This window comes from Pseudomonas sp. B20(2017) (genome assembly GCF_002113125.1).
Taxonomy (GTDB): Bacteria; Pseudomonadota; Gammaproteobacteria; order Pseudomonadales; family Pseudomonadaceae; genus Aquipseudomonas.
In genome coordinates this window covers 127,779-145,006 of record NZ_NEJP01000012.1, presented here as the reverse complement: position 1 = coordinate 145,006, position 17,228 = coordinate 127,779, and the positions used below count along the sequence as shown (strand labels likewise).

Here is a 17,228-nt window from a genome sequence, read left to right as displayed (position 1 = left end):
GGAGGCCACCAGCTTCACCGCAAACGTCAACATTGGGTATGGCTCTTTTGAAACAAAACGAGGATTTGAGTTTATTTATCAATTACCCGATTAGTTGCACTTTTCACAGACTGGCGAATTTTTCACAAGTTCTTCACTGCCGCCCCACGCGCTCAAACTTAATGTTCAGCCAGCATTCAAGTAAGCCATTTTTGAAGTTGATTAAATCGCCGGACATTCATCCCGGCGATATTCATCGGCGGACCGTGGAAGGACACATGCAATTAGCAGCGACTTACAAACAGCGCCGGGCGCGGCGCCCTCGCACCTTGTTGACGGTCACGGGATCGGTACTGGCGGCGGCTCTGGTCAGCGGCTTTGTCTGGTGGCCCAGAACGCCCCTCGATCTGGCGCACGCTGACAAAGCCATCACCGCCGAATGGACAAAGGCCTGGCAGGCCGGTGAGGTGGTCGCATTGGTACGGCACACCGAACGCTGTGATCGCTCGGACAACCTTTGCCTCGGGCCGGCGGACGGCATCACCCGAGTGGGCAGCACGGCAGCGGCTACGGTTGGCAAAGGTTTCGTGCATCTGGGCATGCAGCAGGCACAAGTGTTGAGCAGCCCGCTGACCCGGACCGCACAAACGGCGCGTTTCATGTTCGGCCAGGATGCGAGTACCCAGGACTGGCTGGCGACCTGCGGTCCGACGCTGCGTGATGACGTGGTCGCGCACAAGGCTGCACAACACAATCTGGTACTGGTCACCCACAGTGGCTGCATCAGCGACTTCGAAAAACAGACCGGTTTCCCTCACGCGGCCGGCGCTGAATATGGCAGCACCTTGTTTGTTCGCATTAATGAAAAGGGACAGTTGAAAGTGTTGGGCATCATGAATGCCGACGCATGGCCTGCGGTTCGCCCTTGATCATCTTTCTGCCTTTTTACATCACAAGCACAAACTTCAACCTCAACTAATCCGAACCAGCCTTCGTTTATTTTTAATAGACATTTATTCCATTCGCGCGACACAAGGCTTTGTCATGACGTCTGAAAACAATCCGCTGCGACACGCTGCCCGTCATTTCCAGCAAACCCGGCCAGCTACTTCGATCGAGCGTTGGGCCATCCCCTGCCTGGTCCTGGCTTTTGTAGTGTTTTATCTGCTGCCGTTGATGACCCACGGTCTGTGGATCCCCGATGAAACCCGCTACGGCCAGATCAGCCAGGAAATGCTGCTGAGCGGGAACTGGGTGGCCCCGCATTTCATGGGCATTCCAGTGTCTGGCTGACTTACTTGATGGCGCGCCAGCTGTGGAACAGCCCGCGAATCAGCAGCACCAGAGCACTGCTGTACATGAGCTTCGGGCTGATTGCCGGCCAGGCCGGGTATGCAACCTCGATCCGCAATTCACCCTGTGGGTCAATCTGAGTCTGGTGGCCGTGTGGTTTGCCATCGACGCTCGTAACCCGCGCGCCCGGTTGGGCAGTTGGGCACTGCTGGGCGTGGCCTGCGGCATGGGCAGATCTTCATCTTTCCACAGAGCCAGCCATGACCTGTTGACCGGCACGCGCCCGGCTGCGCATACAGCGGTTCTGCGTTCCCACGCTGTCCCCTCGCAAATCTTCTGCAAAACAACGCCGGGCATTGCCCGGCGTTCCTCTCAAGTGACTGCTAACCTGAATGGCAATGACATGTATTAACGGTTTCTTTGACGTTTTTTTCTCATTTGCCTCTCTACATTGCCAGCCAGCCAACATATGCAAATCATTCGCATTGAAACCTGCGCGGGTGCTTGCCCATAACGTCTAAAAACAGGAGCTGTCACGCCATGAGTCCATCCCTTCCGTCGTTTCTGAAACAGGCCGCCCTCGCGACCGCGCTGCTCGCTGCTGGACAGGCCTTCGCTGCCGATTCCGTGGGCCTTGTGGTCTACAACGCCCAGCACGAAACCCTGACCAAGGCCTGGGTGGCCGGGTTCACCGAAGAAACCGGGATTCCGGTCACGGTGCGCAACGGCGATGACACGGAAATGGGCAACCAGATCGTGCAAGAAGGCGCGGCGTCTCCGGCAGATGTATTCCTGACGGAAAACTCCCCGGCCATGGTGCTGGTGGACAACGCCAAGCTGTTCGCACCCGTGGCCCCGGCGACTCTCGAGCAAGTCGACGCGGCGTATCGCCCGGCCCACGGCCAATGGGTCGGCATCGCCGCACGCTCCACGGTGTTCGTCTACAACCCGGCCAAACTGCCGGAAAAAGACCTGCCCAAATCCCTGATGGACCTCGCAAGCCCGGCCTGGAAAGGTCGCTGGGCTGCGTCGCCTGCGGGGGCGGACTTCCAGGCCATCGTCGCCGCCGTGCTGGAACAGAAAGGCGAAGCCGCCACCCTCGAATGGCTCAAAGGCATGAAAGCCAACTTCACCGCCTACCGTGGTAACAGTTCGGTGCTCAAAGCAGTGAACGCCGGGCAAGTCGACAGCGGCGTGATCTATCACTATTACGCGTTCGTCGATCAGGCCAAGACCGGCGAAAACAGCAAGAACACCGCCCTGCACTACTTCAGACATCAGGATCCGGGTGCCTTCGTGAGTATTTCCGGTGGTGGCGTGCTGGCTTCCAGCAAACACCAGGAAGACGCGCAGAAGTTCCTCCAATACATCACCGGCAAGCAGGGCCAGGAAGTGCTGCGCACCGGCAACTCTTTTGAATACGCCGTAGGCAAGGACGCCGGTTCCAACCCGAAACTGGTGCCGTTGAAGGATCTGGACGCGCCGAAAGTCGATGCATCGAAGCTCGACAGCAAGAAAGCCGTCGAGTTGATGACCCAGGCAGGACTGCTGTAATTGATGCCCGAACCGCTGCCTGCGGAGATCGCTGCGGCGCCCTCCGCCAACCTGTCACGCAGAACCCGCGCCCTCAACGGGCGTGGGAGTCCGTGGGTGGTCGTGCTCGCGATTGCTGTGTCGCTGCTGTCGCTGCTGCCGATTGCGTTTGTGATCGGCGTGTCGTGGTACACCGGGTGGGCGACCATCGAAGCGCTGGTCTTTCGCCCCCGGGTGGCCGAACTGTTGATCAACACTGTGCTGTTGGTGGTGATCACCTTGCCGATCTGCATCGTGCTCGGGATCACGCTGGCCTGGCTGACCGAACGCACCGACCTGCCGGGCCGCCGGCTGTGGTCGCTGCTGGCCGTTGCGCCGCTGGCGGTGCCGGCCTTCGTACACAGCTACGCGTGGATCAGCCTGATTCCGTCGATCAATGGATTGCCGGCCGGGGTGCTGGTGTCGGTGATCGCCTATTTTCCGTTCCTCTATCTGCCGATTGCCGCGACGTTGCGCCGCCTCGATCCGGCGATTGAAGACGTCGCCGAATCCCTTGGCCTCAGGCCGTGGGCAGTGTTTTTTCGGGTGGTACTGCCGCAATTGCGTCTGGCGATCTGCGGCGGTGCGTTGCTGGTCGGTCTGCACTTGCTGGCGGAGTACGGCCTGTACGCGATGATCCGCTTCGACACCTTCACCACGGCGATTTTCGACCAGTTCAAATCCACCTTCAACGGCCCGGCCGCCAACATGCTCGCCAGCGTTCTGGCGTTGTGTTGCCTGGTGATGCTGACGGTCGAGTCGAGTGCCCGAGGGCAGGCGCGATACGCCCGCGTCGGTTCCGGCAGTGCCCGCGAACAACGAACCGTGCGTTTGCGCCGGAGCACCGCGATGCTGGGTCTGTGTCTGCAAACCCTGACCTGTCTGCTGGCCCTCGGCGTGCCGTTGCTGACCTTGGGCAAATGGCTGATCGCCGGTGGCGCCGAGGTCTGGCAAGGCAGCGAATTGTTGCCGGCGCTGCTGCAAACCTTGTCGTTCGGCGTGGCCGGTGCACTGTTGACCAGCCTCGCGGCAATCCCGATTGCGTGGCTGTCGATCCGCGCTCCCGGCAAGCTGCAACGCCTGCTCGAAGGCTGCAATTACATCACCAGCGCACTGCCGGGGATTGTCGTAGCGCTGGCGCTGGTCACCGTGACCATCCACTTCGCCCGGCCGATCTACCAAACCACGATTACCGTGCTGCTGGCCTACCTGCTGATGTTTCTGCCCCGCGCGCTGGTCAGCCTGCGCGCCGGGTTTGCACAGGCGCCGGTGGAGCTGGAAAACATCGCGCAAAGCCTCGGGCGCTCGCCCCTGCGCGCCCTGTGGCTGATCACCTTGCGTCTGGCGGCGCCCGGTGCGGCAGCGGGTGCGGCGCTGGTGTTTCTGGCGATCACCAATGAACTGACGGCGACCCTGCTGCTCGCGCCCAACGGCACGCGCACCCTGGCCACCGGTTTCTGGGCCATGACCAGCGAAATCGACTACGCCGCCGCAGCACCTTACGCGCTGCTGATGGTGCTGCTTTCGTTGCCGCTCACGGCCATCCTCTATCACCAATCCAGGCGCAGTGCCGGCCGATGAACGCTCTCGAAATCATTTCCTTAAGCAAATCCTTTGGCGCGCAAACGGCGCTGGATAATATCTGCCTGTCTGTCCCGACCGGCAGCCGCACGGTGATCGTCGGCCCGTCCGGATCCGGCAAGACCACCCTGTTGCGGATGATCGCCGGGTTCGAATTCCCCGACGCCGGCAGCCTCACGCTCAATGGCCAGACCCTGGTCGACAGCACCCACGCCGTGCCCGCGTACCAACGGCAGATCGGTTATGTGCCACAGGATGGCGCGCTGTTCCCGCACATGACCGTGGCGGACAATATCGGTTTCGGACTGACAGAAACCGGTAGCACTCGAACCGAGCGCATTCAGGCGCTGATGGACAGCGTGGCCCTGAACGCCAACATGGCCAAGCGCTGGCCCCACGAACTGTCCGGCGGCCAGCAACAGCGGGTGTCGCTCGCCCGGGCACTGGCCCAGCAACCGCGTTTGATGCTGCTGGACGAGCCGTTTTCCGCTCTCGACACCGGTCTGCGCGGCGCCATGCGCAAAATGGTCGCGCGCCTTCTGGAAGACGCCGGTGTAACCACGATTCTGGTGACCCACGATCAGAGCGAAGCGCTGTCGTTCGCCGATCAACTGGCCGTCATGCGCGACGGCCGGCTGGTGCAATCGGGACACCCGATGGACCTCTACCGTTACCCCGACGATGAGCAGACTGCGCGTTTTCTCGGCGAGGCGGTGGTCATGCCCGCACAAATCGAAGCCGGCTGGGCGCTTTGCGATCTGGGCCGGATCCCGGTCAACAGCAACGGTTTTTGTGGTGACGCGCAGATCATGTTGCGCCCCGAACAGTTGCGGCTGTCTGATGCCGACGATGCCCACACCTGCAATGCCGTGGTCACAGAACGCGATTTCGGCGGCAACACCTGCACCCTGACCGTCGAGCTGCACGCGCCGACTCAACCGGCTTGCGGACGCTCATTGCTGGTACGCAGCACGGGGATGCACGCGCCGCCGGCCGGCAGCGCGGTGCAACTGTCGGTCTCGGGACCGGCGCATGTGCTTTCGACGTCCTGACTACAGATCGAAGCTAAAGGTCAAAGCTACAGGTCAAAGCGATCCACCGCGCGGCGCCGTTCGTTGTCGTCGCGCACGTCATAGTTGGCGGTCGTCTGGATATTGCTGTGATGGGCCAGCTTCTGGGCAATCGACAGGTCATGCTCTTCGATCACCCGCGTAATGAATGAGCGGCGAAAATCATGGGGCATGATCTTCACCCCGACCTGGGTGCCGCGCTGGCGGGCGATGTAATAGATCGCGTGTTTGGTGATGCGCTCGCGGGTGATGTGGCTGCCGCGGCGAATGCGGTTGAACAGAAACGCGTCGTCGCTCTCGCCTTCCTTGAGTTCCGAGCGACGAAACTCCAGCCAGGCATTCAATTTGGCGAACGCCCAGGCCGGCGCGTATTTGATCAGCTGTTTATTGCCTTTGGCGGTGACGCACAGACTGCGCTCGGTGAAATCCACCTGATTCAAGTCCAGATCCACCGACTCCGACTTGCGCATGCCGGTGCCGTACAACAGCGCAATCACCGCCGCATCACGCAAACCTTGTGGTCGCGGATCGGCCGCGCAGACTTCCATCAATTCATGTATCAGCGTGCGCTTCAAATTGCGCCCCTGAGACAGTCGTGTACCGGCAATGCCCTTGACCGAACGCATCTTCAATAGATGTTCCTGACTGATCAGGCTCATGCGCCAGGCTTCATTCATCACGCCGCGAATAGCGTTTACATAAAGCGAAGACGTATTTGGCGCGTAATTGTCGGCGCGCAATGCGGCGACTAACGCAACGACATCTTCCGGTTGCAAGGCATGCCAGTGAATCTCTTCGACGTTCATGTCTTCGAAACCGAGACGGTCGGCGGCATCTTGTAAGACGTAACGCATGGTGAGCTGGCTGGAAGGAGCCAGACGCGCCAGATACACGGTCATCGGGTTGGTTTTCAGTGTGTCGGGGGATGCAACGGGTAAGTCAATCAAACGTCGGGCCTTGAGTAAAAGCAGTTCAACACAGCAACTAACAACTGCAACATTCTTAATATAAGCGGAACACTTCCGTAGGACTTTTCTACTAAAAACCGCGATAAACGGTAGAAGTCTGAACAGTGGCTGTATGGGTTTCAGATAAACGATTCGCCGACCGGTTTTTCATGTTCCTTTCACAAAAACGGGCATAACCTTAATTCCACTGAGTCCTGTGCCGGCGCCGCCCAACCTGCCGGGCAATGCCTGAAAAGTCAACCGAACCCGACGTTATGTCGTCTTGGCAACTTATTGATGCAAGGGATTTTTTCGCGTCTACGCTTTGATTGGATCCAATCATTCAATGGATCTATTTCTTTTTTCTTTGCAATGAGGTGTGCATGAGTCAGGCGTTTCTCCCCTTCTCTCGCCCCAGTATCGGCGACGAAGAAATTGCCGCCGTAGAGCAAGTACTGCGGTCCGGCTGGATCACCACCGGGCCGAAAAACCAGGCACTTGAAGAACAGTTTGCGCAGTACGTCGGTTGCCGGCATGCGGTTGCACTTTCGTCTGCCACTGGCGGGATGCACATTGCCCTGCTGGCGTTGGGAATCGGCCCCGGCGATGAAGTCATCACCCCGTCGCAGACCTGGGTGTCCACCGCCAACATGATTTCCCTGCTCGGCGCCACGCCGGTGTTCGTCGATGTCGACCGCGACACTCTGATGACCGACGCCGCGCGTATCGAAGCCGCCATCACGCCGCGCACCAAAGCGATCATTCCCGTGCATTACGCCGGCGCCGCATTCGATCTCGATCCGCTCTACGCGCTGGCCGACAAGCACGGCATCGCCGTGATCGAAGACGCCGCCCATGCCGCCGGCACCCGCTATAAGGGACGTCACGTGGGTTCGCAAGGCACCGCGATCTTCTCGTTCCACGCGATCAAGAACATGACCTGTGCCGAAGGCGCGATGTTCGTCACCGACGACGAAGCCCTGGCCAACCGCGTGCGCATGCTCAAGTTTCATGGCCTGGGCGTCGATGCCTACGACCGCCTGACCCACGGACGCAAGCCCCAGGCCCAAGTAATCGAGCCGGGATTCAAATACAACCTGGCCGACATCAACGCCGCCATTGCGCTGGTGCAACTGGAGCGTCTGGACGCGATCAACACCCGTCGTACAGAACTGGCCAAGCAATACCTGCAAAAACTCGAAGGCCTGCCGGTGCAACCGTTGGCCGTTCCGCAGTACGCGCAACAACACGCCTGGCACCTGTTCATCCTGCGCATCGACAGCGAACGCTGCGGGATGGACCGCGAAGCCTTCATAAAAGGTTTGCAGGATCAAGGCATCGGCACCGGCATTCACTTCATCGCCACTCACCTGCACACCTGGTATCGCCAGCGTGACCCGCACTTGTCCCTGCCTGACACCGAGTGGAACTCGGCGCGGCTGTGCTCGATTCCCTTGTTTCCCGACATGACCGACCAGGATCTGGACCGGGTCGTCGGGGCCATTGAACACCTGATGGGGAAACGCCCGTGAGACCTTATCCGATTCATTGCGTGTCGATCGTCATCCCGGTCTACAACGAAGAAGACAGCCTGCCGGAACTGCTGCTCCGCACCCAGGCCGCCTGCCAGCAATTGCGTCACGACTACGAAATCGTGCTGGTCGACGACGGCAGCCGCGACGCCTCCGCGCAATTGCTCGAAGACGCCGCCTTGGTCGAGGACAGCCCGTTCGTGGCGGTCATTCTCAACCGCAACTATGGCCAGCACGCAGCGATCATGGCCGGTTTCGAACAGTGCAAGGGCGACGTTGTAATCACCCTCGACGCCGACCTGCAGAACCCGCCGGAAGAAATCCCGCGCCTGGTAGCCGAAGCCGAAAAAGGCTACGACGTGGTCGGCACCGTGCGCGGCAATCGTCAGGATTCGGCCCTGCGCCGCTATCCGTCGAAGTTGATCAACCTCGCCGTGCAGCGTTCCACCGGCGTCGCCATGAGCGACTACGGCTGCATGTTGCGCGCCTACCGCCGCACCATCATCGACGCGATGCTCGCGTGCCGCGAACGCAGCACGTTCATTCCGATCCTCGCCAACAGCTTCGCCCGCCACACCACCGAAATCACCGTGGCCCACGCCGAGCGCGAACACGGCGATTCAAAATACAGCCCGATGCGCCTGATCAATCTGATGTTCGACTTGATCACCTGCATGACCACCACCCCGCTGCGTCTGTTGAGCATCGTCGGTTTCGCCATGGCCGGGCTCGGCGTGCTGTTTGCCGCAGCGCTGATCGTGATGCGCCTGGCCTTTGGCGCCGGTTGGGCCGGTGACGGTCTGTTCGTGCTGTTCGCCGTGCTGTTCGTGTTCACCGGCGGCCAGTTCATCGGCATGGGCCTGCTGGGTGAATACCTGGGGCGCATGTACAGCGACGTGCGCGCCCGCCCGCGTTTCTTCATTGAAAAAGTCCTGCGCGGGCATCCCGCCACGCCGGCACCCGCCATCACCGTTGACGGCCTCACTTCCAACTCCACGTCTGATCAGGTTCTCTCATGAGTGCAAAAACCGTTGTCTTCGCTTACCACGATATTGGCTGCGCCGGCATTCAAGCCCTGCTCGACAGCGGCTACGACATTGCAGCGGTGTTCACTCACGCCGATGACCCGAAGGAAAACACGTTCTATGCCTCGGTTGCGCAACTGTGCGCCGACAAGGGCATTGCGGTGCACGCGCCGGAAGACGCCAACCATCCGCTGTGGATCGAGCGGATTGCCAAGCTCGATCCGGATTACATCTTCTCGTTCTACTACCGCAACCTGCTGAGCGAGCCGCTGATGGCCCTGGCCAAAAAAGGCGCGTTCAACCTGCACGGCTCCTTGCTGCCGCGCTACCGTGGCCGCGCACCAGCCAATTGGGTGCTGGTCAACGGCGAGACCGAAACCGGCGTGACCCTGCACCGCATGGTCAAACGCGCCGACGCTGGCGCGATCGTCGCCCAGCAACGCGTGGCCATCGAACGCAGCGACACCGCGCTGAGCCTGCACGGAAAACTGCGCACTGCCGCCAGCGATCTGTTGCGCGACGCCTTGCCGGCCATGCTCCAAGGTAAGTTCACCGAGACCCCGCAGGACGAATCCAAAGCCACGGTATTCGGTCGTCGTACTCCGGCGGACGGCAAACTGGTCTGGGCCCGACCGGCCGAGCAACTGTTCAACCTGGTGCGGGCCGTGACCCGTCCGTATCCGGGCGCCTTCTGCGCCGTGGGCGAGCACAAGCTGATCGTGTGGAGCGCCGACGTGGTCAAGGGCAACGAAGGCCAGGCGCCGGGCCGGGTCATCAGTGTCGATCCGCTGCGCATCGCCTGCGGTGAAGATTCGCTGGTGATCAACGCCGGCCAGCGCAACGACAACGGCCTGTACCTGAGCGGCCCGCAACTGGCCAATGAACTCGGTCTGGTGGACGGCTCGCTGCTGCGCGGTGCCGAATCCGGCCGTGGCCCGCGCCGTACACGGGTGCTGATCCTCGGTGTCAACGGCTTCATCGGCAACCATTTGTCCGAGCGCCTGCTGCGTGACGAGCGCTACGAAGTCTATGGCCTGGACATCGGCTCCGACGCCATCGACCGTCTGCGCAGCCACCCGCGTTTTCACTTCGTCGAAGGCGACATCAGCATTCACTCGGAGTGGATCGAGTACCACATCAAGAAATGCGACGTGGTCCTGCCGCTGGTGGCCATCGCCACGCCGATCGAATACACGCGCAACCCGCTGCGGGTGTTCGAGCTCGACTTCGAAGAAAACCTCAAGCTGGTGCGCTACTGCGTCAAATACGACAAGCGCGTGATCTTCCCGTCGACCTCGGAGGTCTATGGCATGTGCCAGGACAAGCACTTCGACGAAGATACCTCCAACCTGATCGTCGGCCCGATCAACAAGCAGCGCTGGATCTACTCGGTGTCCAAACAACTGCTGGACCGGGTGATCTGGGCCTACGGCGCCAAAGGCCTGAATTTCACCCTGTTCCGTCCCTTCAACTGGATGGGCCCACGGCTGGATCGCCTCGATTCGGCGCGCATCGGCAGTTCCCGCGCCATCACCCAATTGATCCTCAATCTGGTGGAAGGCACGCCGATCCGACTGTTCGACGGCGGCGAGCAGAAACGCTGCTTCACCGACATCGCCGACGGCGTCGAGGCGCTGGCGCGAATCATCGATAACGACAACGATGTCTGCAACGGCCAGATCATCAACATCGGCAACCCGGACAACGAAGCGAGCATTCGTCAGTTGGGCGAAGAGCTGCTGCGCCAGTTCGAGGCTCACCCGCTGCGCGCCAACTTCCCGCCGTTCGCCGGTTTCCGCGATGTGGAAAGCAAAGCGTTCTACGGCGCCGGTTACCAGGACGTCGAGCACCGCAAACCGAGCATCGCCAACGCCAAGCGCCTGCTGGACTGGACGCCGACCGTGGAAATGCGCGAGACCATCGGCAACACGCTCGACTTTTTCTTGCGTGAAGCGATGGCCGAAATCGAGAGCAAGCGTTGATGCAGGCCGGTTTGCGCATCGACGTCGACACCTTTCGCGGCACCCGCGAAGGCGTGCCGCGCTTGCTGGAGATTCTCGATGAAGCGCAGATCAAGGCGACGTTTTTCTTCAGTGTCGGCCCGGACAACATGGGTCGGCATCTGTGGCGCCTGATCCGTCCGCAATTCCTCTGGAAAATGCTGCGCTCCAACGCCGCCGGCCTCTACGGCTGGGACATTCTGTTGGCCGGCACCGCCTGGCCGGGCAAACCGATCGGTCGCGACCTCGGACACCTGATGCGTCAGGCCCGGGCCGCCGGCCACGAAGTCGGTCTGCACGCCTGGGATCACCACGGCTGGCAGGCCAATGCCGGACGCTGGAGCGATGCGCAACTGATCGAGCAGATCCGCCAGGGCGTCGACACCTTGAGCGACATCCTGGGTGAAAAAGTCACCTGTTCGGCCGCCGCCGGTTGGCGCGCGGACGAACGTGTGATCGAAGCCAAGCAGGCTTTCGGCTTTCGCTACAACAGCGATTGCCGGGGGCAGCGGCTGTTTCGTCCGTTGCTGGCCGATGGTTCGGTCGGGGCGCCGCAGATTCCGGTGGATTTGCCGACCTTCGATGAAGTGGTCGGGCCGAGTGTGGCGGCGAAGGATTTCAACGCCTTCATCCTCGACCGGTTCCGCCCGGACAACCTCAACGTCTACACCATTCATGCCGAAGTAGAAGGGATTCTGATGGCCGAAGATTTTCGTCGACTGCTGGCCGATGCACGCCAGCGAGATATCCGGTTCCAGCCTCTGGGCGATCTGTTGCCCGAGTTTCTCAACACCCTGCCGGTCGGCCGTGTGCAACGCGGCGCCCTCGAAGGCCGCGAAGGCTGGCTGGGAGTGCAAGGCGCATGAGCAAACGCTGGGCATTGCCGCTGTTGCTGGGGGTTTTCCTGCTGGCCTATCTGCTGCCGTTGGGCAGTCACGGTTTGTGGATCCCCGACGAAACCCGTTATGCGCAAATCAGCCAGGAAATGCTGCTGAGCGGCAACTGGGTGTCGCCGCATTTCATGAGCCTGCGTTACTTCGAAAAACCGGCGGCCGGCTACTGGATGATCGCCCTCGGGCAGGCCGTGTTCGGCCAGAACCTGTTCGGCGTGCGGTTTGCCTCGGCCCTGAGCACCGGGCTGAGCGTGCTGCTGTGCTTCCTCATCGCCCGCCGCTTGTGGAACGAGCGGCGCAAAAGCTTCGTCTGCGCCCTGCTCTACATGAGTTTCACCATCGTCGCCGGCCAGGCTGGTTACGCCAACCTTGACCCGCAATTCACCTTGTGGGTCAACCTGAGTCTGGTGGCGCTGTGGTTTGCCCTCGACAGCCGTTCCAACGGTCAGCGCATGGCCGGTTGGGCGGTGCTGGGACTGGCCTGCGGCATGGGTTTCATGACCAAGGGTTTTCTCGCCTGGTTGCTGCCGGTGCTGATCGCCTTGCCGTGGATGCTCTGGCAAAAGCGCTGGAAGGACTTGCTGATTTACGGCCCACTGGCCATCGCGGTGGCGATCATCGTCAGCCTGCCGTGGGTCCTGGCGGTGCACGCGCAGGAGCCGGATTACTGGCGATTCTTCTTCTGGCACGAGCACATCCGCCGTTTTGCCGGCGACGACGCCCAGCATGACGCGCCATGGTGGTTCTACCTGCCGTTGCTGGTGGCATTCAGTCTGCCGTGGGTCGGCATGCTACCGGTGGCGCTGAAACAGGCGTGGCAGACCCGCCGCGAAACCAGCATCGCCTTTCTCGGCCTGTGGCTGCTGATGCCGCTGCTGTTCTTCAGCGTGAGCAACGGCAAACTGCCGACCTACATCCTGCCGTGTCTGCTGCCGCTGGCGTTGCTGATGGGCCATGCGCTGGCCGATCGCTTGCGCCTGGAGCAAGGTCGGGCGCTGGGCCTCAATGGCCTGCTGAACCTGTTGCTCGGCATCGTCACGCTGATCGGGCTGGTTTACGTGCAGCTCAAGCGTCCGCTGTACGACCACGAATTGCACAGCCTGGTGCTGGTGTTCATCGCCCTGACCGGCTGGATCATCAGCAACCTGCTGCAAGCCTTCCGCCCGTTGCAATGCTGGGCGGCGCCGGCCGTGGGCAGCCTGCTGCTGATCGCATTGCTGCCGGCGGCACTGCCCAAATCGGTGGTGGCGAACAAGATGCCCGACCAGTTCGTCCTCGCCCACCAGACGGAACTGGCGGCTACCACGCACCTGTTGAGCAACGACCTGGGCGCCGCGTCGGCCCTGTCCTGGCGGGTCAAACGCCCCCAGGTGGCGATGTACAACACGATAGGCGAATTGAAATATGGCCTTGCCTATCCTGACGGCATTCACCAACGGGTCGATCCCGATCAGGTGCAACAGTGGATGCGCGAAGCCCGCAAGACCGGTTCGGTCGGCGTGGTGATGCGGGTCAAGGGGCAAGACGAACTGGACGAACTCGACAGACTGCCCAAGGACGGCGTTCGTTATGAGCAAGGCAACCTGGTGATCATGATTCTTCCGCAGGAGGCGTCATGAGCCTGTGGCTGCTGTTGCTCGCCTGCCTGCTGACCTGCCTGGGCCAGGTCGCGCAGAAATTCGCCGTCGAGAGTTGGCGCGGCGCAAGCCTGTCGTGGTCGGGCAAAGTGCGCTCGCCGTGGCTGTGGCTGGCGCTGTTTGCCCTCGGCGCCGGTCTGCTGGTGTGGCTGCTGGTGTTGCAGCGCCTGCCGGTCAGCATCGCCTACCCGATGCTCAGCCTCAATTTCGTGATCATCACCCTCATCGCCCGCTTCGCATTCAAGGAGCCCGTCGACGTTCAGCACTGGTTCGGCGTGTTGCTGGTGATTGGTGGCGTGGCGCTGTTGGGGCAACAGTCATGAACTCACGTCGTGGAATCGTCTTCGCCCTGGCCAGTGTGCTGCTGGTCAGCGTGGCGCAATTGAGCATGCGCTGGAGCATGACGCGCCTGCCCCGGCCGGATCAGTGGCTGGCCATGCCCAGCGTCGATTCAAACGCGCTGGCCGTGGTGCTCGCGGCGATCTTCGCCTATGCCCTTTCGATGCTCTGCTGGCTCGCCGCCCTGCGCGATCTGCCGCTGGGCCGGGCCTATTCGCTGCTGAGCATCAGCTATGCGCTGGTGTACCTGCTGGCGGCCAGCCTGCCGCTGTTCAACGAATCCTTCAGTTTCTCCAAATCACTGGGCGTGGCGCTGGTCATGCTCGGGGTCATCACCATCAACACTCGTCCGGCCCGTGCGCCCGAATTGAGGAGTTCGCCATGAAAATCACAGTATTTGGTAGCGGTTATGTTGGCCTGGTGCAGGCCGCCGTGCTGGCCGAGGTCGGCCATGACGTGGTGTGCATGGACATCGACGAGAAAAAAGTCGAACTGCTGCGCCAGGGCCACGTCAGCATTTTCGAGCCGGGGCTGGCCAGCCTGGTCCGCGAAGGCCTGGACGCCGGACGTCTGCAATTCACCTGCGACGAAAAACTCGCAGTGCAGCACGGCAAGGTCGCGTTCATTGCCGTTGGCACCCCGTCGAAAGAAGATGGCTCGGCCGACCTGCGTTACGTGCTCTCGGTAGGCGACGCCGTGGCTCGCCACCGTGAACAGCCGCTGATTCTGGTGGAAAAATCCACCGTACCCGTCGGCACCGGCGACACCTTGCGCACCCATCTGGACAAAGCGCTGCTCAAGGCCGGACGCCTGTTGCAGTTCGATATCGTCTCCAACCCGGAATTCCTCAAGGAAGGCTCGGCCGTCGCCGACTGCCGCCGGCCGGACCGGATCGTCATCGGCTGCGAACGCGAAGAAGTGCGCGACGTGATGCGCGATCTGTATTCGCCGTTCAACCGCAACCACGACCGCATCATGTTCATGGACCTGCGCAGCGCCGAGCTGACCAAGTACGCCGCCAACTGCATGCTGGCGACCAAGATCAGTTTCATCAACCAGATCGCCGAGCTGGCCGAACACCTGGGGGCAGACATCGAATCGGTGCGCCAGGGCATCGGGGCCGACAGCCGAATCGGTTACCACTTCATCTATCCCGGTTGCGGTTACGGCGGTTCGTGCTTCCCCAAAGACATGCGCGCGCTGATCCACAGCGCTGAAGAGGCACACTGCTCCAGCGACTTGCTGCAAGCGGTGGAAGCGATCAACCAGCGGCAGAAACACAAACTCTTCGAACGCATCAACGCGTTCTACAAGGGCGAGCTGCGCGGCAAGACCTTCGCCCTGTGGGGCCTGGCCTTCAAGCCGAACACTGACGACATGCGCGACGCGCCGAGCCGGGTCTTGCTGGAGTCGCTGTGGGCCGCCGGCGCCAACGTACGCGCGTTCGACCCGGAAGCGATGCAGGAAACCCAGCATCTGTACCCGGACGAAACGAAGCTGATGCTGATGGGCACGCCCGAATCGGTACTGGCCGGTTCCGACGCGCTGATCATCTGCACCGAATGGCAGCAGTTCAAGGCGCCGGACTTCGACCTGATCCAGCAACGCCTCAAGGCCCCGGTGATCTTCGATGGGCGCAACCTGTACGACGCCGAACGCCTGGCCCGCAACGGCTTCCATTACTTCCCGATGGGCCGTGGCGAATCGCGCACCTTGCCGATTCCGTTGCAGCAATGGCCGCACACCTCGGATGTCGCTTGATCACGTTGTCCCCTGCCATCCGCCGGCAGTCCCTGATCGCAGGACTGCTGGCGCTTTTGCTGTTCATCGCCGGGGGATACGGGCAGGCGCCCATCGGTTTCGATTCTCGGTTTGTGTTGTTCGCCCAGGAAATGCTGCGCCACGGGCCCAGTGTTTTTCCCACCACCTATGGTGAGCCGTACGCCGATTATTCGTCGCTGTCGACCTTGTTCATCTGGCTGTTGTCGCTTCCGTTCGGGACGGTCAACAGCCTGACGGCCTGGTTGCCGAGCGCTGCCGCCGGCGCGGTGATCGTGACGTTGATGTATCGCTTGCTCGCGCCCTCGTCTGTGCGCTGGGCGGTGGTCAGTATCGCGCTGCTGATGCTCACCAGCACCTTCATCACCGAGACTCGGGCGGTGTCGCAGGATCTGATGCTCGCCGCCGTGGCGTTTTCAGTGTTCTACCTCGGTTATGCCCATGACCATTTCGCTGCCGGTCGACGCTGGCCGCTGGTGTTCATTCTGTTGCTGTTGGGGTTCGGTATTCGCGGGCCGATCGGGCTGGTGGTGCCGACCGGCATGCTGTGCAGTTATTACTTGCTGGATCGCCAATGGTCGCGCCTGTTGATCTTCGGCGTGCTGGCTTCGCTGCTGCTGGCCGCTTGCGTCGCGCTGTTGTTGTGGCTGGCGGATGTCAGCGGTGGGCCGGCGTTTCGTCAGGACGTGATCCGCATGCAGTTCATGGGGCGCATGGACGGCAGCGAGGGCGTCAGCGGTTCGCTGTATTACTTCACCAGCTCACTGGGCAACTACGCGCTGGCGTATCCGTTGGCCTTGCTGGCACTCGCGGCGGCGTGGCTGAGCAAACCCCGACAACGCGGCCCGGCCTTGCGACTGGTGCAGTATTGCGCCGCGGCGGGGTTGATCGTGATGCTCGGGCTGTCGATTCCACAGGCGAAAAAGGCCCGCTACCTGCTGCCGATGTTGCCCATGGCGGCGATCATTGCGGCGTATCCGTTTCAGGTGTTGCATGGCCGGGTGTTTGCCTGGCTGCGCGTCGGTATGCAGGGGCTCTGGCTGCTGGTTCCGGGACTGCTGATCGTGGTTTTGTTGTGGGCCAAACGCCGGTTTCCCGAAACCGCGACATGCTTGACGCTGATTCTGATTGTATTGGGTACGTTGCAACTGGCCGCGCTGTCCCGGCTGTTCTTCGTGCGCTGGCGGGCGGAAATACTGGCGCTCAGCGCGGTTCTGGCAGTCTGGTCGGTGTATGCACTGGTGTTCGAGCCCGTGGAACGTCAGCTCTACGACACCCGCGCGTTCAGTCGCGCCGCGTTTGCGCAGGTCCGGCAAAACCCTGCGCCGCTGGTGTTGCACGGCATGGGCAAGGACGCCAGGGCGATCAAGTTCATGGTCAACATCGAGCAGGATCTGCAACCGCTGTTCACCGAAACCACGCAAGAGCTCGAAGCACTCAAGGGACCGGCGTGGCTGATGATGGACCGCAACGATTTGCACGCCTTGCAAGGAACGTCACTGGGGTCATTGCAACCGGTATTGAGCGGTCGTTTCGATAAAAACGATTATGTGTTGCTGTGGCTGGCGCCTTAACCTTCAT

At 61.5% G+C, this 17,228-nt stretch carries 14 protein-coding genes and 1 pseudogene; 14 read left to right on the top strand and 1 reads right to left on the bottom strand.

The features are described from left to right. Positions 1 to 257: 257 nt before the first annotated feature. The 5 genes and pseudogenes from CAF63_RS18545 to CAF63_RS18525 all read left to right on the top strand — a co-directional run bounded on the left by CAF63_RS18545 (position 258) and on the right by CAF63_RS18525 (position 5,477). Positions 258 to 908, top strand: coding sequence for a histidine phosphatase family protein (locus tag CAF63_RS18545; RefSeq protein WP_085687196.1), 651 nt, complete (start codon positions 258 to 260; stop codon positions 906 to 908). A 115-nt stretch (positions 909 to 1,023) separates the two neighbouring features. Then, positions 1,024 to 1,504: pseudogene (locus CAF63_RS18540) on the top strand (phospholipid carrier-dependent glycosyltransferase); the annotation flags it as partial. A 308-nt stretch (positions 1,505 to 1,812) separates the two neighbouring features. Then, entirely contained in the window at positions 1,813 to 2,826 is a 1,014-nt protein-coding gene (locus tag CAF63_RS18535; RefSeq protein WP_085687194.1) for an iron ABC transporter substrate-binding protein, read from the top strand. Positions 2,827 to 2,829: 3 nt separating this feature from the next. Continuing rightward, positions 2,830 to 4,425: an iron ABC transporter permease gene (locus CAF63_RS18530; protein ID WP_085687192.1), complete on the top strand. Its 1,596-nt coding sequence runs from the start codon at positions 2,830 to 2,832 to the stop codon at positions 4,423 to 4,425. Beyond that, a complete protein-coding gene (locus tag CAF63_RS18525; protein ID WP_085687189.1) occupies positions 4,422 to 5,477 on the top strand; it encodes an ABC transporter ATP-binding protein in 1,056 nt (351 codons plus the stop codon). Before CAF63_RS18530 ends, CAF63_RS18525 begins: the two co-directional genes overlap by 4 nt. Before the next feature lie 26 nt (positions 5,478 to 5,503). On the opposite strand, the gene xerC is transcribed toward CAF63_RS18525, so the two are convergent. Further along, positions 5,504 to 6,394, bottom strand: coding sequence for a tyrosine recombinase XerC (xerC, locus tag CAF63_RS18520; RefSeq protein WP_143492473.1), 891 nt, complete (start codon positions 6,392 to 6,394; stop codon positions 5,504 to 5,506). A 431-nt stretch (positions 6,395 to 6,825) separates the two neighbouring features. On the opposite strand from xerC, the gene arnB reads away from it, so the two are divergent. The 9 genes from arnB to CAF63_RS18475 are packed head-to-tail and all read left to right on the top strand — an operon-like array spanning position 6,826 to position 17,221. Then, positions 6,826 to 7,974, top strand: a complete 1,149-nt coding sequence (gene arnB, locus CAF63_RS18515; RefSeq protein ID WP_085687185.1) for a UDP-4-amino-4-deoxy-L-arabinose aminotransferase — start codon at positions 6,826 to 6,828, stop codon at positions 7,972 to 7,974. Then, positions 7,971 to 8,993, top strand: coding sequence for an undecaprenyl-phosphate 4-deoxy-4-formamido-L-arabinose transferase (arnC, locus tag CAF63_RS18510; RefSeq protein WP_085687183.1), 1,023 nt, complete (start codon positions 7,971 to 7,973; stop codon positions 8,991 to 8,993). Before arnB ends, arnC begins: the two co-directional genes overlap by 4 nt. Further along, positions 8,990 to 10,981 (top strand): bifunctional UDP-4-amino-4-deoxy-L-arabinose formyltransferase/UDP-glucuronic acid oxidase ArnA, encoded by a 1,992-nt coding sequence (gene arnA / locus CAF63_RS18505; RefSeq protein WP_085687181.1) that lies wholly within the window; start codon positions 8,990 to 8,992, stop codon positions 10,979 to 10,981. Before arnC ends, arnA begins: the two co-directional genes overlap by 4 nt. Further along, positions 10,981 to 11,865 (top strand): 4-deoxy-4-formamido-L-arabinose-phosphoundecaprenol deformylase, encoded by an 885-nt coding sequence (gene arnD, locus CAF63_RS18500; protein ID WP_085687179.1) that lies wholly within the window; start codon positions 10,981 to 10,983, stop codon positions 11,863 to 11,865. Before arnA ends, arnD begins: the two co-directional genes overlap by 1 nt. Next, positions 11,862 to 13,511 carry a lipid IV(A) 4-amino-4-deoxy-L-arabinosyltransferase gene (gene arnT, locus CAF63_RS18495; protein ID WP_085687177.1) on the top strand — a complete coding sequence of 550 codons (1,650 nt, stop codon included), beginning with the start codon at positions 11,862 to 11,864 and terminating at the stop codon, positions 13,509 to 13,511. Before arnD ends, arnT begins: the two co-directional genes overlap by 4 nt. Continuing rightward, entirely contained in the window at positions 13,508 to 13,852 is a 345-nt protein-coding gene (gene arnE / locus CAF63_RS18490; protein ID WP_085687175.1) for a 4-amino-4-deoxy-L-arabinose-phosphoundecaprenol flippase subunit ArnE, read from the top strand. Before arnT ends, arnE begins: the two co-directional genes overlap by 4 nt. After that, positions 13,849 to 14,253, top strand: coding sequence for a 4-amino-4-deoxy-L-arabinose-phosphoundecaprenol flippase subunit ArnF (gene arnF, locus CAF63_RS18485; RefSeq protein ID WP_085610360.1), 405 nt, complete (start codon positions 13,849 to 13,851; stop codon positions 14,251 to 14,253). The genes arnE and arnF overlap by 4 nt, the downstream gene beginning before the upstream one ends. Then, positions 14,250 to 15,629 (top strand): UDP-glucose/GDP-mannose dehydrogenase family protein, encoded by a 1,380-nt coding sequence (locus CAF63_RS18480; RefSeq protein ID WP_085687173.1) that lies wholly within the window; start codon positions 14,250 to 14,252, stop codon positions 15,627 to 15,629. The genes arnF and CAF63_RS18480 overlap by 4 nt, the downstream gene beginning before the upstream one ends. Next, positions 15,602 to 17,221, top strand: coding sequence for a glycosyltransferase (locus CAF63_RS18475; protein WP_178081305.1), 1,620 nt, complete (start codon positions 15,602 to 15,604; stop codon positions 17,219 to 17,221). The genes CAF63_RS18480 and CAF63_RS18475 overlap by 28 nt, the downstream gene beginning before the upstream one ends. The last annotated feature ends 7 nt before the right edge of the window (positions 17,222 to 17,228 follow it).